Below are 21,316 nucleotides of genomic sequence, written 5' to 3' on the forward strand. Positions count from 1 at the left end.
ACAGGGGCCCCGTACGGCGTCGTACGGGGCCCCTGCCGTCTGATCACTCGGCCGGGTGCGCGTCCAGCCACCGGGACAGCTCATGCGCGGAGCCGAGGACCGCCGGCCGGTTCGTCCCGAGGGCCGTGGCGCCCTTGTCCTCCCCCACCGCGATGCCGTCCTCCATCTTGTTGATCAGGACGTACGCCCCCGACCAGAACTCCGGCCCTGTGCCCTTGTCCGCGTGCATCGCAGTCCGCAGGGTCCGCGCGGGCCCCATGAGCGCCTGCATCTGCTTCCAGCACGTCCCCGGCTCCTGCTCGAGGCAGCCGCCGTCCGTGTCGAACTTCTCCACCGCGGCCTGGAACTTGGTGGTGGCCGCCCCCAGGCTCACCGTCTTCGCCTTCGCCGCCGGCTTTGCGTCGTCCTTGCTGCTCGAGCCGCAGCCGCTCACGGCCGCCACGGTCACGGCCAGGACCACGCCCACGGCCGCCTTCCCCCACGTGTGTCTCCCCATGGCGGGAGATCATCGCACGGGCCGCCGACATGCACACGATCAGCCGTAGGCCGCGCACGGCAAAGGGCCCCGACCAATGGCCGGGGCCCCTCGGTTCAGCAGCGTCACGCGTGCGTGTTGGAGCGGCCTCCCCACCGGTTGTTGTTCGTGATGTTCACCGTCTTGCCCGCCCGGTTCGAGGGCGCCATCTTCCAGGCGAGCAGCAGCAGCGCAATCGCCGCGACCGCGCCGCCCGCAGCCGAGAACGCACTGATGAGCTGGCTTGCCCCGGCGAGGAACTGCCCCGCTCCCCAGCCCGCGACGCCACCGCCGACACCGCCACCGAACAGGCGCTGCGCGAGCGGGTCGATGAGCGGCTGGGGGCTCAGGTCCCGGGCCGGGGTCGGCGCGGTCGGCTGCAGGGCGGAACGGCGCACCGCCACGGACCGGTTCGGATCGTACGGGTCCTGGACGTGGACGATCGGGTCGTTCTCGTCGCCCAGCTCGACGAACCCCACGACCGGCTGAGGGGTGTACGCGCGGATCACAGGCTTGCCGGACATGCGGAGTTCTCCTTGCTGGTGTCGTCGACGTCGGCTTCGGGGGTGTGCTGCGCGGCAGTGAGGACGAAGACGACTGAGCGGTCGCGCTTGCCGTTCTCGGTCACCCAGCCCTGACCAACCCACTGGGACAGCCACGGGCTGATGGACGAGTGGTGATTGCAGATCCCGTCCCGGACCGCCTCGCCCTTGGTCAGGCCCTCGGGACCGGCCTTCTCCAGGGCCCGCCACAGCTCCAGCCGGTTCTCCTCGATCCGGGAGCCGTCCGGGTACGTCGGGACGGCGCGCAGCACCGGCCGGCCGCCGCCCCGCGGGCCGCCACCACCGCCGCGCGGGGGCGGAGGGGGCGTCGGGTCCGGGTCGGGTTCCAGGTCCGGGTGCGGGCGGACGTCCGCGTCCGTGTCCTCGGCGGCCGGGGCGTGCTCGCGGGACGTCTCGAGGATCTCCTCCTCGGTGATCCAGTAGCAGCGGCCTTCGTTCGGCGCCGTGTACCGCTCGGACGAGACCATGCACTTGCCCGGCAGGTCGAGCTCGTCGAGGCGCCAGCCCTTCCCGTACGCGCCCGTCCCCATGATCATGTTGATGGGGGTGGGCTCGTTGACGGGCAGGCCGATGCGCACGCCGAACTGCTGCCGGGTGTCGGTGCCCTTCCCCCCGAATGCCTGCTCGCTGGGCGACTGGGTCGCGGCGATGATGCGGATACCCATGGCGCGGGACACCTGCATCAGCGTCATCAGCTCGGACGCCACGTCGGGCGCCTGGCGGATGAGCTCGGCGAGCTCGTCGATGATCAGGACGATGTACTTGCCGTGCTTCCGGGTCCACTTCTTGACCCGCTCGCCCTTCGGGCCGCGCAGCGTCGACAGGTGCTTGCCGCGCCGGGTCATCTCGCCCTTGAGCCAGACCAGGACCTGACGCGCAGTGTCCGGGTCGTCGGCGAGGGCGATCATGTTGTCGCGCCACGGGCCCAGCTCGAGCGCGCCGGGCTTCATGTCGATGCCCGCGAGGTCGACGTCGCCGCAGGCCACGAGGTTCGCGGCGAGGACGTTGACGGCCCCGGACTTGCCCTTGTTGGTGCCACCGGCGACCAGGACGTGCCCGTCGACGATGTCGACCAGGATCTCGCTGCCGTCGGGGTAGACGCCGATCGGGATGGGCTGCTCGATCGAGTCGATGCGCACGCCCGGCCACGAGATGCCAGGTCCGGCGAGCGGGTCCGTGGTCTGCAGACGCACGATCAACTGGTTCGGCTGCGCGCCCTCGGTGAGACGGAGCCGGCCGGGGAGGTCGAGGTTCGCCTGGAGCTGCTGCCGCTTGGCGATGACGGAGGCCGCGGACGTGTTCTTGCCCGGGGGCAGCGTCACCAGGCAGTACCAACCGGTCTCGGTGAACACGATCCGGGAGACGTCGACGGCGGGCACGCCCAGGGCCACCAGGGCGCGGCGCAGCGCGGTCTCCTCCTCGGTGTCGCCCGTGACTCCGGCCTGGCCGACGTTCACGCCCATGCCGTCGGGCAGGGGCGCGGTCTTGGCCGCCTTGATCTGCAGGTTGAACCGCTCGTGGCGGGACTTGATCAGCCACGGCACGTACACCGCGTACGAGGAGATCGTTACGACACCCGAGGCGATGAGCGACGGGACGGTCGGGCCGGTGATGGCGCCGATCGCCGTGTTCACGATCGTGCCCGTGGAGGCGACGCCGAGGGAGGTGGCGAGTCCGTTCTTGTGCTTGATGCCGCCCCAGGTCAGGCCGCCCGCGGCGGCGAGCGCCACGCCGTACCCGGCGTACGCCTCCGGTGTGACGCCGGCGAGGTGGTGGAGCCAGCCCAGGCACGTCATGCCGAAGGTCACCGCGGCCGGGGCCAGTTCGTAGCGCATCCGCCCGCACCAGCGGCACACAGCCTCGGCCATGCGGCGCGTACGGCCGTGGGGCGAGATTTCGTCTATGGGTGGCGGGGTGACGTGATCGGTCTTCTCGCGAGGGATGAACACGTCACGTCACCTCGCCAGGAGGGACGCGGAAAGGCGGACAACGGCTGCGGTGCGCGAGGGCATCGGGGTGTTCCTTCGTTCGTGGTCTCGGCGGTGCTCTCCGCCGTGGGGCCTGGCCATGACGCCAGATGTTCGGTTGTCGCAGGTGCGGGTTACGGGCCGGGCGGCCCGAGCGTCACGGGGTCGGTCGTCTTGTCGTGCCAGACGTAGCCCCACTGATGACGACTGGTCATCTGTGTTTCGGGTGGGAGCGCGCGGCCGGCGATGGCTGCCACGGCCGTGGTCATGCTGTCCACGGCGTCCATGCGTTTGGCCGTGCGCACATTGGTCGGGGTGCCCGGCGGGATCGTGAACTGGAAAGTCACTGTGAGCACCCGCGGGGCATCTCGCTCCGACGTCATTCGTCCCCCCTCTGGATCAGACACAGCCCTCATTGTGCCTGATCTGTCGGGGAGATTGATAGTTCTCCGGGAGAACTTGCGCCCTCAGCGCCTACGAACCAGGAGTGGCCTGGCCTTTTCCAGAAGGATTCGCACGTTCTCCGGGAGAGCTGGGGGAGCTGGGGGCGGTTCCAGGCCCAGCCACTCGAGCGCCAACTCCTCCGGCCACGGCGTCCACGCCACGAGGGGCACCACCTGGTCCAGGTCCGCCTTCACGCGCGCCGGGTGCGTCCGCTTCCACGCCTCCGCCCACGCGGCCTCGTCGGCACGCTCCGCCTCGGCCTCGAGCCAGTGCAGGATCCGCCGCGGCCCCCGCGCCTCCAGCCAGCCGTCTTCCAGCAGCGTGGCGTACAGGCCCTTCACGATGCCCTCCGCGGGGCGCGGACGGGCTGCATGTGCTCCTTGCAGTTCACGCACCGCACCACGCCCTTGAAGCGCGGGTGCGGCTCCGTGCCCAACGGCCCGCACAGCTCGCACGCGCGCGGGAACACCCACTCGCTTGCCTCGACTGCCGATGCGATCGGGGGGTCGTGCGGCGTCGCCGCGTCGTACATGTCATTCCACGTGAACCGCGTACCGTCCCGGTCCGGTTCCGACTGATGCCAACCGCCAGGCTGGTCCCGCACGGGCATGAGCGACGGGTCGTAGTGGCCCACCGGCCGCCCGCAGGAAACCCGGCCCGCCATGGCGTGCAGCATGGTCGCGCTGCAGGTGGTCACCTCACCCGAGCACTCTGGACACGGCACGGGCCTCTGCTCCCACCGCGTGAGGTCGGGGACCACACCGCGGCCGCGGCAGCGGCGGCAAGGCGGAGCCGGCGGCTTCGGCGGGGGAAACGACACCTCGAGCTTCACCAGGTCGGGGTGCCGGTCGGACGGGCCGAGTGCGTCGACCTGGCAGTGCAGGGTGACCGTCCGCCAGCCCTCGAGGGGCAGCGTGGAAGGCAGCTCGCCCTTGAGCAGCTCGGGCAGCTCCTCGGCGGTGATCTCGCGGTTTCCGGGGGCGGTCATGCGGTCAGCACCGCCATAGACCAGCAGAAGGCCATGAACACGGAGACGAAGCCGACGACAACTCCCCAGAGCTGCGCGGCCCCCTTCCACGATCCATCCATGTGGTAGCCCAGCCAGGTGATTCCCCCGGCGAAGGCGGCCACGGTCGCCACCACCACGACCCACGCCAACACGACCATGTCCTACGCCTCCACTTCAGTGAGCCCGGCGGCGTCGGCCAGGCGCGCGTACCAGCCCTCGACGGTCAACGCCGTGATCCGACAGGCCAGATGCCGGGGCATGACCCGCCGGAAAATGCTCAGGGGAAGGACGAACTCCACCTCGGCCAGAAGTGGCCGGGCGGGGAGCAACCCGCCCGGCTTGTACTCCTGCTCGGTGTCGAGCTGGGCGTCCGCGGCGTAGCCGACGTACGACCAGGCGCCGGCCGCGTCCGGCGGGGTTCCCGCCGGAGCCGTCCACACCGCACCGCCCACCGGGCCCGTCACGACGCCTCCGGGGTGTTCACGAAGCCGCGGATCTCCCCGGCGAGCATCCCGATAGCGTGCCCGTCTATCCGTCCCTCGACGACGTCCTCGTACATCGCCAGCGCCTTGCGCAGCAGGGCCTCCGCCTTCTCCCCGCGAGCCAGTTCCTTGTCGATCCGGGCCTTGAGCGGCGCCCCGAACTCCTGCACCGAAGGGTCCGGAGCGAACCGCTTCACCGCCTCCCAGAACGCGCCGGCCGCCTTGTCCGGGGCGTAGTTCTCCCCGAACACCATCCGCCCGTCCGGGTGGACCGTCAGCATCGGGCGGCCGTTGTCGTCCGGGATGACCAGGGAGTACGAGGTGATCGGCTTCATCGCGCTGAGCGCGCTCAGGGGCACCACGTCACCGACCAGCGCCGTGGGGACGATGCCGCGAGACTCGCCGACGTTGAACGCGCCGCTCACGCGGTCTCACCCCAGTAGCCAGGCAGAGCGTGGACGTCGATGCCGTCCCGCTCGGACACGCGGGCGACGCTCGGGTCGGCACTCCACACGGTGAGCCCGCCGAACTTGGCGGCCGCGGCGCGCAGCCGCTCCCCCTTCACCACGGCGGTCGGCCGGAAGTCACCGCGGCCGCGCATCAGCACGAGGGTGGCGGGCACCCCGTGCGCGCCCAGCCACGTCACGACGAGCTGCTCCAGGCGCCGGTCGCCGCCGGTCATGACCAGGACGGTCTGCCCCTTCGCGTGCGCCTCCCTGGCAGCCTGCACGACCTTGCGGTTCGGGGGGCACTGGAGGCTGGCACGGTAGAACGCGGCCGCATCGCCGGCCAGGTGGCGGATGGTCCGAACGTTGATGAGGCCGCCCTCGAGGTCGAAGGCGACGGCCCCGCGCGGCGGGGCGGCGACAGCAGTGGTCATGCGAGGTCTCCGTTGTAAATGTGGATCATGCGGACGGCCTTCGCCTGGCACGAGTCGCACGTCTTGCGGCGGGGGTCGCCCGTGCCGCAGATCGCCGCGGCGAGGGCGTCGACGGCGCCGGTGGAGGTGATGCGGAGCAGCGTGACGCCCTTCTTGCGGCAGGAGTCGCACGCCCGGGTCTTCCCGGGCCGGGTGTTCTCTCCGCACGCGACCAGTGCCAGGCGCTGCTCGAGGACGAGATCCGTGGGGAGCTCAGTGACAGTGGCGGTCATCGGTTGCAGTCCTTCGGCGCGCGCGACTTGTGGTGGGCGATGGTCTGCAGGTCTCCCCCGACCTGCTCGTAAGCGGTCATCAACTGGCAGGCCGTGCAGCGACGGGCCAGGAAGATCCGCAGGGGGTTCGTCGTCGACTTCTGGTGTCCCGAGCGGCCGCTGGTCATCTCGCCGTGCGTCCGGTCGCCGCACCACTCACACGACGGGTCGTAGTGGGACAGGATCGGAGCCGGCCGCCACGGCATCGACCAGGTGATCGCGCAGCCCGCGTGCTCCCTGGGCAGGGGCGCCTCGGCGTACGTCGTCGGCTCAGGAACCGCCCAGAGGTGGCGGCCGCGGCGGTCCAGTTCAGGCTCCGGCAGCTCCTCGGCGGCGTCGGCCTGGACGAGACGGGGCTTCTCCGGCTCCGGCTCCCCGCGCAGGGCGCGCAGGCAGGCCGGGCAGATGTCCGCCTCGGTGACTGGCCCGTCCCACGGCCGTACGCCCGGGGCCTGTTCGACGTCCGGCGTGCACTCCAGGGGCACGGTGAACACGGGCATCCTGGGGGCCGTGACGCCCTCCCCCGCGATGTGCAGCATCGGGCGGCCTGCAGCCCGCACGACCAGGCGGCCGGCCCACACGGGCGCGGCCGGGGTCTCGACGGCCAGGGCGCTCACGACTTGTCCCCCGCGGTGCTCTGGAGCGCGCCGGCGACGCGGGCCCACATGGTCGCCATGCCGACCGCACGCTCGCGGTACATCTCGAGGCCGTCAGCCGTCGCCCGATGCAGGGCAGCGGCCGCGTTGTCCCGCGCGCTCTCGGCGCGCTTCGCCTCCCTCTGCTGCTCGTCGACTGCCTTGATGCCCAGCTCGGCGGCCTCCGCCCAGCCCAGCGCCTTCTCTGCGGCCCCGGCCGCGGTGAGGCTCATCGGGCCCGCCCCGTCAGGAGCTGCACCAGGCCGGTGGGCTTGGCGTTCTGCCGGTACAGGTCCCGGCGGGCAGTGTGGACGCTGCGCCGGGCGAGGCAGAGCACGCCCGCCGGAACGTGGCAGGTCGGGCACTGCACGGAGTAGGAGCCGTGCCGGAACCGGGCCGCGGTCTCGTGCGCAGCATCGTGCGCGGCGTCTGCGGCCGGGGACGGTATGACGCTGGAGAGGATCACGCGCGGCCGCCCTGGTCGGGCACCGGCAGGAAGCGCGGACGGGAGCCCTCGGCCGGGAACGGCTGCTCGCGGTCGAGCATGTACTCCCACTGCCCGGTGCGCGGCTGGGCCCGCTTGAGCCGCTTGTAATAGGCCGTGCCGAACACCATGTCCGTGGTGTCCCCGCACTCCGTGGGCAGTTCGAGCCGGTAGACCGGGCCGGTCAGCGCGTCGGCCGCCGGCGGTTCCTTCGGCCCCCACACGCCCAGCACGATGCCCATGTGCGGGCCCTCGACGATCCGGACCTCGTGGAAGTCCCGGGTCGCCCCGGACGCCTCGGCGGAGGCGTCGCGTATGCCGCGCGCCCAGGCGTTGACGTCCACGGCCGTCGGCGTCGGGGCGTAGCCGAGGAGGCTGCGCAGGGCGGCGATGGTGGTGAGGAGCTCCGTGTACGCGGCGACAGGGAAGTTGTCTTTCCACTGGTCACGCAGCAGGGAACACGCGGCCTTGTCGACGATCTCGAGAAGGTGGAGGTCGACGACGTCGCGCTCGAGCATGGTCCCGGCGGCCGAGAACGCATTGACGACCAGGTCCACGTTGCGGAACCGGTCCCAGAGCGGCGCTACGGGCATCCCGCGGTGGTCGTACATCTGCAGGGATACGGGGTGCTTGGTGCTCATGGAGGGGCATCTCCTGTTAGCTGAGGCGAGGGCGGGCCAGCCCTCATGTGAGGTACGTCGAGTGGCCGATTCCTGTTACGGTTCCGGCGTTCTAGCTGGTCAGAGGCTCGGTGAGTTCCACGATGACCAGCGACATGCGGGCGAATCCGGTGGTGACGGGCTCCCCCATGACGGGCATCGGGCCCATGAGGAACTCGTGGTTGTCGTCCGGCAGGAGTCCCCCGTCGGTGACCAGGCCGTCGACGTACGCCTTCACCGTGGGCGCCCAGTTGCCCGGGTCCCGCTTCCGGGAGAGCGGCCGGGGGTGCAGCACGTAGAAGACGGCCGCGCGCTGCAGCTTGGGCAGGCGCTTGGCCATGGCCATGGCGGCGGCGTCCTGGCGGAGCTGCTTGCGGATCCGGTGCACGGCCATGTGGTGGAGCCGCTGGTTGCTGTCCAGCATCTCCTCGACGTACGGCATGAGCAGCGTCCAGGTGCGCCCGACGCCGGACAGGCCGGTGAGCAGGGGCTGGACTGCGGGCGCGGGCGGGGTGGACGGCGGGCCCGGGTGCACGGCCGGCTTCTTCCGGGCCTTCTTCTTCGGCTTCGCGGCGGCGGCCGCCGGGGAGGCTTGTCCCCCGCGGCGGCTCGCCATCAGGTCGCGGTACTGGGCCGCGGTCATACGGGCAACCAAGGGATCAGCTCTCCAGGGCAGCGGTACCGGCGTCGGTCAGCCGCCAACGCCACCCCATGCCGTTGGCTTGCGTCCTGCTGAACTGTTCGTCGACCACCACCCACCCCTTCGCCTCGAGCTTCTTCACCGCGGCGCTGACCCTCCGGCCCAGGTGTCCCCATGCCGAGGTGCTGCGCTGGCTGGTGTCGAAGACGATGGGCTGGCTCGTGCGGCCCGGCCGCAGGGTGAACACGACGCCCGACTTGATGAGCTCGAGCAGCGCCTTCTCCGCCGCGGTGGGCGGCGCCGGGGCGTCGGCGGGGCGGACCTTCCCCATGTAGTCCAGGCACCGGTGGCAGTTGGCGGGGGCGTCGACGGGCTCGCTCAGGTGCAGCGGGTTCGATCGGCCGGGGGTCTCGCACAGGCCGCGGTCGGCCGGGTGCTTGCGGGACCGGCCGGAGACCAGGTCGTCCTTGGGCGCGGCGTGCCGGAGCGATCCGCCCACGCCCGAGTGCCTGGTGTTCTCCCGCACGGTCATCTCGACGCCGGCAGCGGCGAGTGCCTCGTCCCACCTGCGTTTTTCGCGCTCTCGGCGCTCCTTGGCCTTCTGGGCGATCAGCTCCTCGTGTTCCTTGCGGCGCTGTCGCGCCTCGACGACGGACGGCGGCAGGGGCGGGTCCAGGGCCATCTGGTCGGCGAGGACGAGCATCCAGCCGTCCACGCTGGAGCTGCGGTCGATACCGGGGAAGGAGTGCCCCAGTACGGCGGTGCACCAGTCGTTGCCGCGCCGGTCGGCGACCTCGTACATGCTCTTGAGGTCCTCGGGACCCAACGGTCCGCGGCTCTTGCGCTCGGCGTCCGTCCGCACCATCTCGTACGTGTCGTACGCGGGATCGGGCACGGGGCGGGGAAGCAGAGCGGTCACGACGTGTCGTCGCATCGGGGGTGTTCCTCTCTTCGGGTGAACAGCGGTGCTCTCCGCTGTGTGGCACCGCGGTGGGCGCCGAGACCTGCGTACGGTGAGGTCAGGAACGTCGCGCGGGCTCTGCCCGGATGATCGCAAGGGACTGGACGAGCAGCTCGGCGTTGGTCCGCGGGTCCGAGCGCCAACGCAGCGCGTATCCGCCGGAGATGGTCGGGCCTTCGATCTCGTGCAGTGTCGGGTGGCGGTCGCGTGCCCGCTCCTCCCACCCGTCGGCGGGCAGTGTCACGCCGCCGTGGCCGTTGTCCGGGCAGGTGATGAACACCGTGGTCTCGGCAATTTCCGCGGAGAAGCCGCCCGCGTACGCGAACCGCGCGCGCGACGCTGGAGCCTGACGTGCAGGGCGCCGACCGCGCGGCCGGTAGGGGCCGCGGCCGCCGCGGGGCACAGGGTGCTGTTCCATCCACTTCCGGCCGGAGTCGGTCAGCTTCACGGGGGCGGAGTCGTCTCCCCCGTCGGTCACGTACCCGGCGCTGGTCAGCGGGTAGAACGAGCTCTGATTGACGACGTAGTCGGTGCCGGTGAGTCGGTAGCGGGCGCGGGGCGCCACGGCGAACTGGGCACCGGTGCTGCCGGCCTCCGCGATGGTGCGGAGGAGGGTTTCGACAGCAGGCGTGAAGTCGGGCATGTGGTTCTGCTCCTCGACGGGGCTGAGCGGAGAATCGTTCTGAGCGAAGAATCGAACGCGTCGAACAGCCGGGTTGTTACGCCTTGGCCGGAGCCTTCACCGGCAGGATGGCGTCGATCGAGGTGTCCCAGGCGCGGCCGAACCACCGTGCGGCGTTGCCGAGTCGGCCGGGGAACATCTGCGCCACCAGGACGCCGGCGGCGATCGTCAGCGTGAGGGCCAGGTGCGCGAGGAACCAGCCCACGACTGCGCCGACAACTTCCGCCAGGAAGAGGAGAGTTGCCAGGGTAGGCGGGACGATGGCCGGGTGCGCGACGGCCAGGAGGCCGAACGCCCAGGCGAGAAGCTGCAGCTTGGCGCGCATCTCAACCCTCCTGCTGCTGGCCGTAGAAGCCGCTGGAGGGGTTGGTGGTGTCGGAGAGGTGGACTCGCCACCCGTCGGTGGTCTTCACCAGCGGGTCCTCTTCGGTACCCGGGTGACCGTCTGCCGCGCAGATGTTCCGCAGACCGTCGTGGTCGCGCTTCTGCTGGCCCGTGCTGATCCAGCCCGCCATGGGGGAGCTCCTCAGTTCGTGGTCTGGGCGGTGCTCTCCGCCCTTCGAGGAAGACTCTACGCGGTTACTCGTCGGTAGCCGACAATAATCCCAATTGTTGTCGGTAATCTTGGCTCAACGTCAGAACTGCAACCCAGGGGGCACCATGACGGCCAGTCGGCCAACCGACGTCGAAGAGGTCCGGGCCCAGGTGCTCGCCGCCTTCGGTCTCGCAGAAGACGACCCATGGGGTCAGGCGCTCGATGCGCTGTACACCGCGGCGGCCACGGACCGGGAGGCGCACCACACGCGCATCCTCGGCGAAGTCGACACCATGGCCGAGGAACTGACGCAGACCCTGCCGCCGGAGCTGCGCGCCGCCGGCCTCCGCATTGCCTACGACACCGAAGGACTCCACGCATGAACCTCGAGCCGATCCCGCCCGGCGCGATCACCGCGGGCAAGATCCCCTCCGGTGCCATCCAGAGCGGCGACGTCCTCGAGGACATCCGCAACCGGGAGCCGTACGCCGTCGAGGCCGTCATCCTCCACGCGCTCGCCGAGTTCAGCATGGGCGGCCCGCCCATGGGCAAGGACGAGGCCCGCCAGTGGCTGAGCCTCTACCTGCAGCAAGTCGCCGAAGGCCGCTCCCCCGTAGACCCCGGAGTACACGCATGAACTACGACGACGACCTCGAGGACCGCCTGGCGGCCGAGTACCAGAACCGGCAGCGCCAGACCGGTGACCTGGACTACATCCGCCGTTACTACGGGCTCGAGCGGCGCCACGGGATTCGCGTGGCGATCGGCGGCCGGATCCGGAGCAGCGGGCAGGAGGGGCAGATCGTCGACACGTCCGGCCACTACCTGATGGTGCAGTTCGACGGTGACGAGCAGCCGGTACGCCGTCACGTCACCTCGAACATGGAGTACGCCACGGCGGCCGGATGGGTCGCGGCCACGCCCGTCCCCGACCCGTACGCCGCGGCGCCGGCCGGGGCCGCGCAGTGACCGCCGTCGACGAGCAAATCGCGCTCGCCTTCTACGAGTTCATCCAGGCACGGTACGCCGACGAGCTGCGCGAGCAGTACCCGACGGCGGACAGCACCCCGGCCGTGGAGACGTACCGGGAGCAGTACCGCGAGGCGCAGACGGAGCACCAGGCCCTCGTCGACGCGCTGCACCGCGGCGACCAGGAGCAGGCCGCAGACTGCCTCTGGGGGCTGCGCAACCAGGCGTCCAAGTGGAAGGCGCACCCCGACTACCCCGAGCCGATCTCCGACGGCACCATGCCCTGCCCTGTCCCGGCCCCCGAGACCGGGCACCCCTGCACGAAGCGGATCCCGAAGGGCCGGGCCGCATCGGAAGGGCACGGCGGCGGCCACTTCTGGCAGTCCCCCCGGGCGGCCGAGCTCGAGGCCCTCGGCGCGCACATGGACTACGGCACCTTGCTGTCCGGTCAGCCCACGCCGTGGCACCTGCCCAAGGACTGCACGCCCGACTGCTGGAAGTGGAGCGACCGATGATGGTGGAGCGGCGCGCGAGTGACCTGACGCCGATGCTGTGGCCTGGAGCGGAGATCGAGGCAGCCCCGGGCGTGGTCGAGCGCTACGACGAGGCGCCGGACCTTGCCGAACCGATCCGGGGCATCGGCCCGGAGGACGGTCCAGTGCGCACGATGTGGTGCCCGCAGTGCCAGGAAGAGATCACGGGGTCGGATCTCGATGTCATCGCTGCTTGCTCCCCCATCACGGTGCAGGCGCCCAGCATTGCGTGGCCCGGATACAGGAGACTCGCGGGGTTGGTCACGGTGAAGCCGTGCGGGCACGCCTTCCGCGTCGTGGACGGCCAGACACTCGTTGAGATTCGGGAGTCGGCGGCATGAGCCTGCACGACGAGGAGGAGGAGTTCGTCGACGCGGAGATCGTCGAGGGCGGCGTCCTGGCGCTCGTCGACGACGAGGTGCCGCTCGTCGACTTCAACACCGTGCTGCACCCGGGCCAGGAGCTGCCCACGGCCGCCAACGGCCCGCAGTACAGCGAGCGCGACCTGTACGTCAGCCAGGAGACCGCCGACATCCTCGACGGCACGGACCCGACGGAGACGGGCCCGATGAAGGCCTTCAAGGCGTGGTGCGAGGCGAACGGTCGGGTGGCGGTTCCGTGTACCACCGCCACCTACACCGAGTACAGCCGGCACCTGATGGCCCGAAGCCTCAAGGTCGCCACGATCAAGAACTACATGTCCCTGATCAAGACCGCGATGCCGCCGGGGAAGAAGCCCGATAACAGCCTCTACCTGCGGCTGCTCGCGAACTACCGGCAGAACAACAAGCGGGCGATGCGCACCCGCCGGGCGTTTCCGATCACGCTGTCGTACCTGATCCCGATGATGGAGAAGGCCGAGGCGAGTAACCAGCCGATCGGCTGGCGCGACGCGGCCATGTTCGCCTTCGGGTACCGCTTCCTCGGCCGGAGCGTCGAGAACGCGAACCTCGAGATCGAGGACGTGAGGTTCACCAGCGGCGGCATTCTGGTGTGGTTGCCCGAGGACAAGACGCACGACGAGGAACAGAACCTCGTGCTGCGCGACCGTGAGGACCTGCAGCTCGTCCCACGGCTCAACCGGTGGTTGGAGTACATGGCTGACCAGGGCATCACGTCCGGCCCGGTCTTCCGGCACGTCCTCAAGAACGGGAAGGTGGCCACCGAGGAGACCCGGAGCAAGACGGCCACGAGCCGCGGCCTGCACCTGCGGGGGCAAACCGTCAACGACCGGGTGAAGCACTGGTTTGGCGCGGCCGGCCTGGTCACGGACGGGCGGCACGTCTCCTCGCAGGGCCTCCGCGCGGGCGCGGCGACCGAACTGGCCCAGAACAAAGCCACGGACGAGGAGTTGGAGCGGGCCGGCCGGTGGCGTCCGGGCTCCCGCGTCCCTCGCGAGGTGTACGTCCGGCCCGCCGAGGCGGAGAGGAAGGATCCGTTCGACAAGGTGCCATTGCACCGGCCCTGAACCGGGCATGACGGGCGGTCAACGAAAGACCCCGCTCCCGAGGGGGGCGGGGTCTGTCCGTGCCCCCCGAAGCCGATCGAGGGGTACCGTTCTGGTGTCGAGTCAGAACAGGAGATAAGTATGCACGCTCTGCCTCAAGACCACACCGGGGTACGAATCGCGCGTCTCCGTCGGGAGCGCCATCTCACTCAGCAGGGTTTGGCCGACCTCTCAGGAGTCCCGTACAACACCCTGACCAAGATCGAGCAGGGCAAGTACGCGGCCACGCCGCACGCGATTGCTTGCCTGGCCCGCGCTATGCGCGTGGAGGTCTCCACCATCATCGGGCAGCCCTACAAGGCCGAACTGCGCGCCGACGAACTGGACGTGTTGATAGCGCCGATCCGGGAGGCCCTGGACGTCTACGACCTGGGCGTTGACCCCGACATCTCGGCCCGCCCGCTGCGGAACCTGCTGGAGGACTCCGAGAGCCTGTGTGCAGCCGTACGGGCCGGAGAGATCAAGCGGGCGGCCAGTGACGTCGCCGGACTGATCGAGGAGGCAACCACCGCGGCGCACCAGCACGGCAGCAGCGACGGATGGCTGATCCTCTCCTCCCTCTACCGCACGTCGTACGACGTGGCGACGAAGCTGGGATACGCCGACCTGGCGCAGCTCTCCCTCGCCCGGCTGGACTGGGCCTCGCAGCGAGCGGGCAGCGCGGTGTTCGGCGGCGCGTACCAGTACTTCCGCGCCCTCACCTACTTGCGGGAGGGGAAGTTCCGCACCGGGCAGCGCCTCGTCGACCTGGGCCTGCGCACCATCAGCCAGGCGGAGCCCTCACGAGAGCGCGACGTCGTAACCGGGCAGCTCCACCTCGGCGGGTCCGTGATGGCCGGCCGGGCGCACAACGAGTCCCAGGCCATGGACCATCTCGCCGAGGCCGACACCATCGCGGCCCGCACGGGCGAGTCCCCGCGGGTGCTCTGGATGGCGTTCGGCGAGACCAACGTCCGAGTGCACCGGGTGTCCGTCCTCGCCGAGCTCGACAAGTACGACAAGGCCGTCGCGGCGGCCGACAACCTCCTCATCCCGGCCGACTGGCCGAAGTCCCGGACGAGCCACCACTGGGCTGAAGTCGCCCGCGCGCAGATGTGGACGGGCAAGCTCGATGCGTCGTTCGCCAGCCTGCTCAAGGCGCGGAAGACAGCTCCGCAACAGGCGAAGTACCACCCGATGGTGCGGGAGACGTACGCCAGTTTGGAGGCCGCACACCGCCGGCTTCCCGACACCTTCCTCTCGTACGGCAGTTGGCTGGCCAGCCAAGTCTGACGCTGCGTAAACCCTTGGCCCTAACTGGTATGAACTCATGCCAGTTAGGGCCTAGTTGTGGCCCCACCATGTCGTCACTGGCCATTTCGACATGGAGCCGACCATGACGACTTACCTTGCGGACCAGGTGCGCACCCGTCGAAGCGCGCCCGGAACCGCCCCAGAGCCGAGAAGCCCCGGAGACACCCGGACAGCGCTCGACATGTCCATCGAGCGCCGACCCGATCCGGAAACCGGCGGCCTGTCCGCGGCAGATGCCGCCTGGCCCCGACGCCTCCGCCGTATCGTCCGCGCCAGCCTCATCCACTGGGGCCACCCCGGCATGGTCGATACCGCGCTACTGCTCGTCACCGAACTGGCCACCAACGCACTTCAGCACGGCAGCGGCCCCGCGATCGGAGTCCGCATCTTCCTCCAGGGCGACCACTGTGTGATCAAGGTGACCGACACCGCCGGGTCCCCCACCCGTCCCCGGCTCCGCGCCGCCAGCCCCACCGACGAGAGCGGCCGCGGCCTCTTCCTCGTCGAGGCCCTGGCCGCGGAGTGGGGCGTCAGCGACGACGGCACGCGCGTCTGGTGTCTCTTCCCCGTAGGGGGCACGTCCTGATGCCCTCCACCGCCTGCGTCCGCCGCGGCAGCGAGAACGCGCCCCGCTGGAATCATGACGTCGAGCCCGCGCAGCGCCCGGAAGAGGCCGCAGTGCTGGACGCCCTGGCGAAGTTACGGGCCTGGAGCCCCTACAACGGGGATGACTGGCTGGACGACGTCGCGGATGCCCTCGACACCGTCGCACCGGCCGAAGACCAGGTCGAGGAACTCGCCCAGCGCTTACGCGGGTACCTGATGCAGCTCGTCGCCATCGCCGCCGGCGACGAAACCGAGAAGCGCGACGCGCGCGCGGCACTCCGCATCACCCGGGCCCGGGACATACGAGAAGCAGAGATGCCGGGCGACTACCGCCAGGCCGTCGGCCACCTGCGCCAAATGGGATGGGCCGTGAACGAGCTGCTGGACCTCCTCGTCGAACTCGGCTGCGTGAAGTCCCCGGACTCCCTGAGCGAGGCACTGTGAACGCCCCAGAGACCTCGCTCGCCGTTCCGGCCGAAGCCGAGTTGGCCATCGCTCGCTCCCTCTCCACCGACCTCCCCGGCGTCCCGTACGCCGTTCAGGGAGCGCGGTTCTGGGTTCGGATGTCCGTCACGGCCCTGTGCTGGCAGGGCGACATCCTGCAAGCGGTCGAGGTCATCAGCCGACTCGTGGACAACGGTGTCCGCCACGGCATGCCCGCCGACGTACCCAAGGACGAGCGGCGCCTGGTTCTGTCCGCTGCCGTCGCCGAGACCGGCGAGCTCCTCATCGACGTGTCCGACCTCAACCCCGCGTTCCCCGACTTCGACAGAGCGGTGGCGGGAGAGAAGGGGCGCGGCCTGTGGCAGGTCGCCCGCCTGGGCGCGCGCATCATCCGGTTCCTGCCGCACGAAGGGGCCGGGAAGACCGTACGGGCCGTACTGCCTCCTGGACCGGTGAACCCCTATGCCTAAGCAGCTCCATTGGGGGGACCTGCGCGTCCCCTACATCACGGCCTGGAGCGCCGAGGTCGTTCCCCAGCCCGATGTCGTCCGGGTCACCCGACGCGGCGGCGAGGGCATCGGGTACGAGGACGAGGACCCCGTCATCGATCGCCGGCACGAGGCCTTGTGGGTGCGTTCCGGCATGGCCCGCGGCCGCGGTGCGCCCGACTTCAGCCGCATCAACTCGCTCCGGCAGAAGCGGGCGATGCGATACGACCTGTGCCAGCTCTGCGGGTTCACGGTTCTGGGCACGCGGGACGACGAGCGAACCCTGTGCCTCATGGGTGGCGACAGACCGATCGCGGAGGGGGAGACGACGACGGCACCCCCGGTTCACCCCGCGTGCGCCAAGTACTCGATCGAGAACTGCCCGCCTCTCCGCCGCAAGCACGCGGCCGCGCTCGTCGACGTCAGCCGCCTGTGGGGCGTCGCTGGTGTGGTCTTCGACCCGGTCACGATGCAGCCGCTTCCCAGCACCGGATCGCGACCTGGCGACCTGGACCACGTTCACGTCGCGGACAAGGCCATCCGGTGGACCCTGGCCAACTTCACCGTGCACAGCCTCCATGGCGTCACACCCGTGTCCACGGATGAGCTGTACGCCATGGCTGAGCGCGAGCCCGGCCTACCCGACGGTGAGCGCGTGAGCGCCCCCTAGATCCTGCCCGGCGGCCCGGTGCCGATATGGCCCTGGCCCTCGGGCAGCACAACCCCGGCGCGCAGAGACCTGCCTTTCCCCTCCCCTGGGCAAGTCCCGACGCCGGCATGTCGGCCCTGCAGTCCAGCGATGCCACGCCCCGGACTGCAGGGCCGACGCCCGGGTCGCGGTACCCGGTCCGCCGACTCCCCTGCGGGCGGCCGGTGCCGCGGCCCGAACCATCACCCCGACGCTCAACGGAGGAAACTGTGACCGACCTTGGATTGCCGAGCGTGCCCCGTCAGCAGCACAGGGAGCTGGGCGGAGGCATCGGGTACGCCTTCAACGGACAGCACTTCGACGCTCCGGCAGACGCCAGCGTCGCGGACATCGCGAGCACACTCGACGCGCCGCTGTCCGTGATCGTGCAGGTCACCAAGCGCTGTGACTTCGACTGCTCGTTCTGCTCCGAGATCCTGCAGATGCCGGATCCCACCCTCGAGCAGCTCGACACCATGCGCCGGAACCTGGCAGGAGTCAGCCGGGTGTTCCTGTCCGGCGGTGAGCCCCTGATGCGCAAGGACTTCGGGGAAGTCGTCGACATCTTCGCCGACCACCACATTGTCGCCGTGCCCACGAACGCCACCCACGCCCTGGACCACGCGCGGAACATCGCCGGGAAGATCTCGTACGCCAACGTCGGGTTCGAGGGCCCCCGCGCCGCCTTCAAGCGGGTCCGCGGCGACTACGACAAGACGATGGCCGGCGTCCGCGTTCTGCAGGAGCACGGCATCCCCCTCGCCCTGTCCGCCGTCGTCTACCGCTCCACCCTGTCGGTGCTGCCGTACACCGTGCAGATCGCCGACGTCCTGGACGCCACGAAGGTGAAGCTGATCCTGCCCCTGCGCAAGGGCAACGCCCTGAACCTCGCCGACCACGAGTTCATCACCACCGAGGAAGCGGAGACCACGTTCGCGCGACTCAAGGAGCAGCGCGCCGAGATGCAGTGGTCCCCGGCGCTGCGGCTGACGGCCTGGACGCCGCAGAACGAGGGGCACATGCTCGTCGTGGAACCGAACGGCATCGTGAGGGCCTGGCCGGTCTACGACGCCCCGGACCTCTGGGAGAACCTCGGCAACATCCTCGAGGAGCCCATCACCGAAATCTGGAAGCGGTACCGCTTCAAGGAGAACCACATCTCCAAGTACGTCGGCCGCTCGATCCACGCGGTCACGCAGGGGGTGTGACGTGCTCGAACGCACCAACCTGGGATGGCCCGAGACGCCATACGGCTCGGTCACCAGCCCCGTGCAGAAGCCCGGGACATGGTTGACCGGCATCTTCCTGCTCTGGGGCGAGGCCGGCGACGACCCGATCCTCATGGGCGCCGCTGCGGTGTTCATGAAGATCCACCGCACGCAATCGCTACCCGTCTCCGCTCCGCTCATGAACTTCGGGTACAGGGTGCTGATCCCGCAGGCCCTGGGCGAGACCGCGGCGATCGTCCGGCAGCTCGACACCGTGCTCGTCCAGGCCCGCCGCAAGTCGCAGATCCTCGCCTGGCACAACGGCGCCGACGACCTGCACGTCCTGCGGCAACTCCCCCGGGCCGACGACGAGCCGCGCCACCCGGGCGTGACCGCCATCGCCGACGCCTGGAAGGACCGCAGCACCCGCGAACGGGGCACCACGCTGTGCGTGGACACCAGCCACGATCTCGGACCGGCCGGACTGATCAGCGACACCGCAACAGCGCACGGGCTCGAGCCGCTCAAGTCGTTCGCCGGCCAGCAGCAACAGGCCAGCGCGCAGGAGGCGTGCGACGCCCTCACGGAGGACCGGGACGCAGCGTTCTCGCCGGACGCCCTGGCCGGCAGTGCCCTGTCCTCAGCCCTCGCTACGGCACTGATGGGAGGTAAGCACACCGGCCGGCTGCACTGGGACGAGCCGCTGAGTCTCTTCCAAGCACTGTCCGAAGCCGCGTGGGAGGCGGCCCCCTCACTTCTCGGCGGCGTGGCGTCGGTACGGAGCGAGTAGCGTCCCGGCGGGGCCGTGCGCACCGGGCGTGCGGCCCCGCCCTACCCCAGGAACACCACACATGATCATCACGAGCAACTTGCCCAGCACCCGCTCCCTGCGACCCCCTCCCCTGCACTCGGGAGATGTGCGGATCGCGTCCGTCGACGTTGAGTGGACGAAGAACTACCGGATCAAGAACGGGCAACGCCCCTTCTGCTTCAGCGTCGCCTGGCTCGACCTGCCTGCCGACGGGACACCGGACCTGGCGGACGTCCCGTTCGAATGGACCAGCCTGTACGTGGATGAGCCCGACGAGATGGATGAGCTCATCCGGCGCGCCGCGCAGACGCTGTCCGCGGCCGCGGAGACCGCCACGATCATCACCGGGCACCAGTTCTGCAGCGACCTGGCCGTCCTGCGGTCGAACGCTCCCGCGGACGCGCTGCAGGAGCTGGAGCGGGCCCGTGAGCAGTGGAGCGGCCGTCGCACGGCCGACCCCACCGCGAGCCACTACGTCGACACCCGGTATGACGCCGGGCACCTGCTCACCGGAGCGTCGCGCCGCCTGGTCGACGTGTGCACGGAGCTCGGCCTGGACGTCACCCAGCCCGAGCTCAGCAAGACGTCCATGCCCGAGTGGCACCGCCGTTGGCTCAACGACGGCAACGAGGAGGGCCGGGAGCGCGTGAGCGTCCTCAACCTCCGGCACTCCCTCTCGACCGCCTACGTCGCCGCCCGCAGCGCCGGACTCGCGGTGTGGGCCGCCGACGGCCTGAACGTCAACCGAGTCATCGCCGAGGGCGCAAAGGGCGCCTGGGCCTGGCTCGAGAACCCCGTCTTCACCAACCTTCTGGAGGTCCCGTGTCCGTCCGCGAGTGCCGCGTTATCGCCGTCGAAGGCACCCAGGCCGCAGGCAAAACGACGTTCGTCCACGCCCTGACCGCGCACCTTCGAGAGCAGAGCATCGGCGTCACCTGCACCGGCGAGCCCGCGCGCACCAGCCCGTTCATGGAGGACATCGTCCTTCACGGGACAGGGCCCTTCGACCTGGTCGCGGAGCTCGACCTGTTCGCCCAGCACTTCACCGTGCCGCTGCGCGCCGCCCGGCACCACCAGGTCCTCATCACCGACAAGACCCCCGCGAACGTCCTGGCCCTGGCCGGTCTGGTCCTCGACCCCACCGAGCCGGGCACCGCTTCCGTCCTCGCCGCGGCGGAGGCGATGTGTCGGGCCTGGATGCCCATTGCGTACGACGCGATCGTGTACTGCCGGGACCGCTACGACCAGAAGGCCGGCGGCGACCGCATGAGGGAGAAGGTCCTCGGCCTCCAGGACGACGCGGACACCGCCATCTACGACGCGTGCCGCGCCACGGGCGTGCCGATGCTCGAGATGCCCACGGGCCTGACCGTGTCTGAGCGTGTCTCGTGGACTATGCAACGCGTTGGAGACATGGGGCTGATCGCTGTCTGATCCCGGCTAGAGTCCCCTACCGGCAAGCGCCCAACCGGTCGGAGGACAACGCACCGTGCCCCAACTGCCCGTGAACGACGTAATGCTCATCCTCGAGCGCGACGGGGCCGTGTGCCTTGCCGAGCGGCAGGGCACCGGCTACGCCGACGGGAAGCTGAACCTGCCGTCCGGGAAGCTCGACCCGGGCGAGGACGTGTTCGACGCCGCGCTCCGCGAGCTCGAGGAGGAGACCGGCGTCAAGAGCACCCGGGACGCCCTGCGGATCGTGCACGTGATGCACTTCCGCAACCCCGAGGGGGAGCCTCGCGTGGGCTGGTTCTTCGTCGTCCAGGATTGGGAGGGGGAGCCGCGGAACATGGAGCCGCACAAGTGCGCCGGCCTGTCCTGGCACCCCGCGGACCACCTTCCCGACAACACCGTCGAGTACAACGCGCTGGGGATCGCCCACTACCTCAAGGGTGAACAGTTCTCCGTGCACGGGTGGGACAGGTCCGCGTAGAGCCGGGGGTGTAACAGATCACGGCCGTTGACGTTCGGGCAGTGAAGGGGGTTGGCCTTTATGTCAACCC

36 protein-coding genes are annotated in these 21,316 nt (G+C 70.2%); 16 read left to right on the forward strand and 20 right to left on the reverse strand.

The features are described from left to right. Positions 1–43: 43 nt before the first annotated feature. From ACFY3I_RS38240 to ACFY3I_RS38335, 20 genes are all read right to left on the reverse strand, one after another. A complete protein-coding gene (locus tag ACFY3I_RS38240) occupies positions 44–496 on the reverse strand; it encodes a hypothetical protein (RefSeq protein WP_390865562.1) in 453 nt (150 codons plus the stop codon). Positions 497–600: 104 nt separating this feature from the next. Next, positions 601–1,038, reverse strand: a complete 438-nt coding sequence (locus ACFY3I_RS38245) for a hypothetical protein (protein ID WP_390865563.1) — start codon at positions 1,036–1,038, stop codon at positions 601–603. Then, entirely contained in the window at positions 1,020–2,945 is a 1,926-nt protein-coding gene (locus ACFY3I_RS38250; protein ID WP_390865564.1) for an FtsK/SpoIIIE domain-containing protein, read from the reverse strand. The genes ACFY3I_RS38245 and ACFY3I_RS38250 overlap by 19 nt, the downstream gene beginning before the upstream one ends. Before the next feature lie 233 nt (positions 2,946–3,178). Continuing rightward, positions 3,179–3,427: a hypothetical protein gene (locus ACFY3I_RS38255; protein ID WP_390865565.1), complete on the reverse strand. Its 249-nt coding sequence runs from the start codon at positions 3,425–3,427 to the stop codon at positions 3,179–3,181. Between the two features lie 84 nt (positions 3,428–3,511). Continuing rightward, positions 3,512–3,829 (reverse strand): hypothetical protein, encoded by a 318-nt coding sequence (locus ACFY3I_RS38260; protein ID WP_390865566.1) that lies wholly within the window; start codon positions 3,827–3,829, stop codon positions 3,512–3,514. Beyond that, complete coding sequence (locus ACFY3I_RS38265; RefSeq protein WP_390865567.1) at positions 3,826–4,476, reverse strand: hypothetical protein; 651 nt, start codon at positions 4,474–4,476, stop codon at positions 3,826–3,828. The genes ACFY3I_RS38260 and ACFY3I_RS38265 overlap by 4 nt, the downstream gene beginning before the upstream one ends. Beyond that, a complete protein-coding gene (locus tag ACFY3I_RS38270) occupies positions 4,473–4,655 on the reverse strand; it encodes a hypothetical protein (protein WP_390865568.1) in 183 nt (60 codons plus the stop codon). The genes ACFY3I_RS38265 and ACFY3I_RS38270 overlap by 4 nt, the downstream gene beginning before the upstream one ends. A 3-nt stretch (positions 4,656–4,658) precedes the next feature. Further along, entirely contained in the window at positions 4,659–4,961 is a 303-nt protein-coding gene (locus ACFY3I_RS38275; RefSeq protein WP_390865569.1) for a hypothetical protein, read from the reverse strand. Beyond that, positions 4,958–5,404, reverse strand: coding sequence for a hypothetical protein (locus ACFY3I_RS38280; RefSeq protein WP_390865570.1), 447 nt, complete (start codon positions 5,402–5,404; stop codon positions 4,958–4,960). Before ACFY3I_RS38280 ends, ACFY3I_RS38275 begins: the two co-directional genes overlap by 4 nt. Beyond that, positions 5,401–5,859 (reverse strand): hypothetical protein, encoded by a 459-nt coding sequence (locus tag ACFY3I_RS38285; RefSeq protein WP_390865571.1) that lies wholly within the window; start codon positions 5,857–5,859, stop codon positions 5,401–5,403. Before ACFY3I_RS38285 ends, ACFY3I_RS38280 begins: the two co-directional genes overlap by 4 nt. Further along, the gene (locus ACFY3I_RS38290; RefSeq protein ID WP_390865572.1) at positions 5,856–6,131 is read right to left on the reverse strand and encodes a hypothetical protein; all 276 of its coding nucleotides are present in this window, start codon (positions 6,129–6,131) and stop codon (positions 5,856–5,858) included. The genes ACFY3I_RS38285 and ACFY3I_RS38290 overlap by 4 nt, the downstream gene beginning before the upstream one ends. Beyond that, a complete protein-coding gene (locus ACFY3I_RS38295; protein WP_390865573.1) occupies positions 6,128–6,787 on the reverse strand; it encodes a hypothetical protein in 660 nt (219 codons plus the stop codon). Before ACFY3I_RS38295 ends, ACFY3I_RS38290 begins: the two co-directional genes overlap by 4 nt. Continuing rightward, a complete protein-coding gene (locus ACFY3I_RS38300) occupies positions 6,784–7,038 on the reverse strand; it encodes a hypothetical protein (RefSeq protein ID WP_390865574.1) in 255 nt (84 codons plus the stop codon). Before ACFY3I_RS38300 ends, ACFY3I_RS38295 begins: the two co-directional genes overlap by 4 nt. After that, complete coding sequence (locus tag ACFY3I_RS38305) at positions 7,035–7,271, reverse strand: hypothetical protein (RefSeq protein WP_390865575.1); 237 nt, start codon at positions 7,269–7,271, stop codon at positions 7,035–7,037. Before ACFY3I_RS38305 ends, ACFY3I_RS38300 begins: the two co-directional genes overlap by 4 nt. Beyond that, entirely contained in the window at positions 7,268–7,930 is a 663-nt protein-coding gene (locus tag ACFY3I_RS38310) for a hypothetical protein (protein WP_390865576.1), read from the reverse strand. The genes ACFY3I_RS38305 and ACFY3I_RS38310 overlap by 4 nt, the downstream gene beginning before the upstream one ends. A 91-nt stretch (positions 7,931–8,021) precedes the next feature. Continuing rightward, on the reverse strand, positions 8,022–8,591 hold the full coding sequence (locus ACFY3I_RS38315; protein ID WP_390865577.1) for a hypothetical protein: 570 nt from the start codon (positions 8,589–8,591) through the stop codon (positions 8,022–8,024). Positions 8,592–8,607: 16 nt separating this feature from the next. Further along, positions 8,608–9,522, reverse strand: coding sequence for a hypothetical protein (locus ACFY3I_RS38320; RefSeq protein ID WP_390865578.1), 915 nt, complete (start codon positions 9,520–9,522; stop codon positions 8,608–8,610). An 85-nt stretch (positions 9,523–9,607) separates the two neighbouring features. Then, positions 9,608–10,192: a hypothetical protein gene (locus ACFY3I_RS38325; protein ID WP_390865579.1), complete on the reverse strand. Its 585-nt coding sequence runs from the start codon at positions 10,190–10,192 to the stop codon at positions 9,608–9,610. 76 nt (positions 10,193–10,268) lie between these two features. After that, on the reverse strand, positions 10,269–10,556 hold the full coding sequence (locus tag ACFY3I_RS38330; protein WP_390865580.1) for a hypothetical protein: 288 nt from the start codon (positions 10,554–10,556) through the stop codon (positions 10,269–10,271). 1 nt (position 10,557) lies between these two features. Further along, the gene (locus tag ACFY3I_RS38335; protein ID WP_390865581.1) at positions 10,558–10,746 is read right to left on the reverse strand and encodes a hypothetical protein; all 189 of its coding nucleotides are present in this window, start codon (positions 10,744–10,746) and stop codon (positions 10,558–10,560) included. 145 nt (positions 10,747–10,891) lie between these two features. Here ACFY3I_RS38335 and ACFY3I_RS38340 point away from each other — a divergent pair, with 145 nt between their 5' ends. The 16 genes from ACFY3I_RS38340 to ACFY3I_RS38415 all read left to right on the forward strand — a co-directional run bounded on the left by ACFY3I_RS38340 (position 10,892) and on the right by ACFY3I_RS38415 (position 21,246). Continuing rightward, on the forward strand, positions 10,892–11,149 hold the full coding sequence (locus ACFY3I_RS38340) for a hypothetical protein (RefSeq protein ID WP_390865582.1): 258 nt from the start codon (positions 10,892–10,894) through the stop codon (positions 11,147–11,149). Further along, positions 11,146–11,403, forward strand: coding sequence for a hypothetical protein (locus ACFY3I_RS38345; protein ID WP_390865583.1), 258 nt, complete (start codon positions 11,146–11,148; stop codon positions 11,401–11,403). The genes ACFY3I_RS38340 and ACFY3I_RS38345 overlap by 4 nt, the downstream gene beginning before the upstream one ends. Continuing rightward, entirely contained in the window at positions 11,400–11,735 is a 336-nt protein-coding gene (locus ACFY3I_RS38350; RefSeq protein WP_390865584.1) for a hypothetical protein, read from the forward strand. The genes ACFY3I_RS38345 and ACFY3I_RS38350 overlap by 4 nt, the downstream gene beginning before the upstream one ends. Beyond that, entirely contained in the window at positions 11,732–12,250 is a 519-nt protein-coding gene (locus ACFY3I_RS38355) for a hypothetical protein (protein ID WP_390865585.1), read from the forward strand. Before ACFY3I_RS38350 ends, ACFY3I_RS38355 begins: the two co-directional genes overlap by 4 nt. Continuing rightward, a complete protein-coding gene (locus tag ACFY3I_RS38360; protein ID WP_390865586.1) occupies positions 12,247–12,609 on the forward strand; it encodes a hypothetical protein in 363 nt (120 codons plus the stop codon). The genes ACFY3I_RS38355 and ACFY3I_RS38360 overlap by 4 nt, the downstream gene beginning before the upstream one ends. Further along, on the forward strand, positions 12,606–13,736 hold the full coding sequence (locus tag ACFY3I_RS38365; RefSeq protein WP_390865587.1) for a tyrosine-type recombinase/integrase: 1,131 nt from the start codon (positions 12,606–12,608) through the stop codon (positions 13,734–13,736). The genes ACFY3I_RS38360 and ACFY3I_RS38365 overlap by 4 nt, the downstream gene beginning before the upstream one ends. Positions 13,737–13,856: 120 nt before the next feature. Then, a complete protein-coding gene (locus ACFY3I_RS38370) occupies positions 13,857–15,047 on the forward strand; it encodes a helix-turn-helix domain-containing protein (RefSeq protein WP_390865588.1) in 1,191 nt (396 codons plus the stop codon). A 103-nt stretch (positions 15,048–15,150) separates the two neighbouring features. After that, a complete protein-coding gene (locus ACFY3I_RS38375; protein ID WP_390865589.1) occupies positions 15,151–15,654 on the forward strand; it encodes an ATP-binding protein in 504 nt (167 codons plus the stop codon). Next, a complete protein-coding gene (locus ACFY3I_RS38380; RefSeq protein ID WP_390865590.1) occupies positions 15,654–16,118 on the forward strand; it encodes a DUF6415 family natural product biosynthesis protein in 465 nt (154 codons plus the stop codon). The genes ACFY3I_RS38375 and ACFY3I_RS38380 overlap by 1 nt, the downstream gene beginning before the upstream one ends. Beyond that, a complete protein-coding gene (locus tag ACFY3I_RS38385) occupies positions 16,115–16,588 on the forward strand; it encodes an ATP-binding protein (protein WP_390865591.1) in 474 nt (157 codons plus the stop codon). The genes ACFY3I_RS38380 and ACFY3I_RS38385 overlap by 4 nt, the downstream gene beginning before the upstream one ends. Beyond that, complete coding sequence (locus ACFY3I_RS38390) at positions 16,581–17,276, forward strand: hypothetical protein (protein ID WP_390865592.1); 696 nt, start codon at positions 16,581–16,583, stop codon at positions 17,274–17,276. Before ACFY3I_RS38385 ends, ACFY3I_RS38390 begins: the two co-directional genes overlap by 8 nt. Positions 17,277–17,524: 248 nt before the next feature. Continuing rightward, positions 17,525–18,502: a radical SAM/SPASM domain-containing protein gene (locus tag ACFY3I_RS38395; RefSeq protein WP_390865593.1), complete on the forward strand. Its 978-nt coding sequence runs from the start codon at positions 17,525–17,527 to the stop codon at positions 18,500–18,502. A gap of 1 nt (position 18,503) precedes the next feature. Further along, complete coding sequence (locus ACFY3I_RS38400) at positions 18,504–19,292, forward strand: hypothetical protein (protein ID WP_390865594.1); 789 nt, start codon at positions 18,504–18,506, stop codon at positions 19,290–19,292. 61 nt (positions 19,293–19,353) lie between these two features. Then, positions 19,354–20,214, forward strand: coding sequence for a hypothetical protein (locus ACFY3I_RS38405; RefSeq protein ID WP_390865595.1), 861 nt, complete (start codon positions 19,354–19,356; stop codon positions 20,212–20,214). After that, the gene (locus ACFY3I_RS38410; RefSeq protein WP_390865596.1) at positions 20,136–20,747 is read left to right on the forward strand and encodes an AAA family ATPase; all 612 of its coding nucleotides are present in this window, start codon (positions 20,136–20,138) and stop codon (positions 20,745–20,747) included. Before ACFY3I_RS38405 ends, ACFY3I_RS38410 begins: the two co-directional genes overlap by 79 nt. Before the next feature lie 55 nt (positions 20,748–20,802). Continuing rightward, on the forward strand, positions 20,803–21,246 hold the full coding sequence (locus ACFY3I_RS38415; protein WP_390865597.1) for an NUDIX domain-containing protein: 444 nt from the start codon (positions 20,803–20,805) through the stop codon (positions 21,244–21,246). The last annotated feature ends 70 nt before the right edge of the window (positions 21,247–21,316 follow it).

The sequence above is a fragment of the Streptomyces sp. NPDC001068 genome (assembly GCF_042897315.1).
Taxonomy (GTDB): domain Bacteria; phylum Actinomycetota; class Actinomycetes; order Streptomycetales; family Streptomycetaceae; genus Streptomyces.

Excerpts from the sequence above, each read along its gene's own strand:
- ACFY3I_RS38240 (WP_390865562.1), bottom strand. The coding sequence starts at position 496 with ATGGGGAGACACACGTGGGGGAAGGCGGCCGTGGGCGTGGTCCTGGCC.
- ACFY3I_RS38245 (WP_390865563.1), bottom strand. The coding sequence starts at position 1,038 with ATGTCCGGCAAGCCTGTGATCCGCGCGTACACCCCTCAGCCGGTCGTG.
- ACFY3I_RS38250 (WP_390865564.1), bottom strand. The coding sequence starts at position 2,945 with ATGGCCGAGGCTGTGTGCCGCTGGTGCGGGCGGATGCGCTACGAACTG.
- ACFY3I_RS38255 (WP_390865565.1), bottom strand. The coding sequence starts at position 3,427 with ATGACGTCGGAGCGAGATGCCCCGCGGGTGCTCACAGTGACTTTCCAG.
- ACFY3I_RS38265 (WP_390865567.1), bottom strand. The coding sequence starts at position 4,476 with ATGACCGCCCCCGGAAACCGCGAGATCACCGCCGAGGAGCTGCCCGAG.
- ACFY3I_RS38270 (WP_390865568.1), bottom strand. The coding sequence starts at position 4,655 with ATGGTCGTGTTGGCGTGGGTCGTGGTGGTGGCGACCGTGGCCGCCTTC.
- ACFY3I_RS38285 (WP_390865571.1), bottom strand. The coding sequence starts at position 5,859 with ATGACCACTGCTGTCGCCGCCCCGCCGCGCGGGGCCGTCGCCTTCGAC.
- ACFY3I_RS38290 (WP_390865572.1), bottom strand. The coding sequence starts at position 6,131 with ATGACCGCCACTGTCACTGAGCTCCCCACGGATCTCGTCCTCGAGCAG.
- ACFY3I_RS38300 (WP_390865574.1), bottom strand. The coding sequence starts at position 7,038 with ATGAGCCTCACCGCGGCCGGGGCCGCAGAGAAGGCGCTGGGCTGGGCG.
- ACFY3I_RS38310 (WP_390865576.1), bottom strand. The coding sequence starts at position 7,930 with ATGAGCACCAAGCACCCCGTATCCCTGCAGATGTACGACCACCGCGGG.
- ACFY3I_RS38315 (WP_390865577.1), bottom strand. The coding sequence starts at position 8,591 with ATGACCGCGGCCCAGTACCGCGACCTGATGGCGAGCCGCCGCGGGGGA.
- ACFY3I_RS38320 (WP_390865578.1), bottom strand. The coding sequence starts at position 9,522 with ATGCGACGACACGTCGTGACCGCTCTGCTTCCCCGCCCCGTGCCCGAT.
- ACFY3I_RS38325 (WP_390865579.1), bottom strand. The coding sequence starts at position 10,192 with ATGCCCGACTTCACGCCTGCTGTCGAAACCCTCCTCCGCACCATCGCG.
- ACFY3I_RS38330 (WP_390865580.1), bottom strand. The coding sequence starts at position 10,556 with ATGCGCGCCAAGCTGCAGCTTCTCGCCTGGGCGTTCGGCCTCCTGGCC.
- ACFY3I_RS38335 (WP_390865581.1), bottom strand. The coding sequence starts at position 10,746 with ATGGCGGGCTGGATCAGCACGGGCCAGCAGAAGCGCGACCACGACGGT.
- ACFY3I_RS38340 (WP_390865582.1), top strand. The coding sequence starts at position 10,892 with ATGACGGCCAGTCGGCCAACCGACGTCGAAGAGGTCCGGGCCCAGGTG.
- ACFY3I_RS38345 (WP_390865583.1), top strand. The coding sequence starts at position 11,146 with ATGAACCTCGAGCCGATCCCGCCCGGCGCGATCACCGCGGGCAAGATC.
- ACFY3I_RS38350 (WP_390865584.1), top strand. The coding sequence starts at position 11,400 with ATGAACTACGACGACGACCTCGAGGACCGCCTGGCGGCCGAGTACCAG.
- ACFY3I_RS38360 (WP_390865586.1), top strand. The coding sequence starts at position 12,247 with ATGATGGTGGAGCGGCGCGCGAGTGACCTGACGCCGATGCTGTGGCCT.
- ACFY3I_RS38365 (WP_390865587.1), top strand. The coding sequence starts at position 12,606 with ATGAGCCTGCACGACGAGGAGGAGGAGTTCGTCGACGCGGAGATCGTC.
- ACFY3I_RS38370 (WP_390865588.1), top strand. The coding sequence starts at position 13,857 with ATGCACGCTCTGCCTCAAGACCACACCGGGGTACGAATCGCGCGTCTC.
- ACFY3I_RS38375 (WP_390865589.1), top strand. The coding sequence starts at position 15,151 with ATGACGACTTACCTTGCGGACCAGGTGCGCACCCGTCGAAGCGCGCCC.
- ACFY3I_RS38380 (WP_390865590.1), top strand. The coding sequence starts at position 15,654 with ATGCCCTCCACCGCCTGCGTCCGCCGCGGCAGCGAGAACGCGCCCCGC.
- ACFY3I_RS38390 (WP_390865592.1), top strand. The coding sequence starts at position 16,581 with ATGCCTAAGCAGCTCCATTGGGGGGACCTGCGCGTCCCCTACATCACG.
- ACFY3I_RS38405 (WP_390865595.1), top strand. The coding sequence starts at position 19,354 with ATGATCATCACGAGCAACTTGCCCAGCACCCGCTCCCTGCGACCCCCT.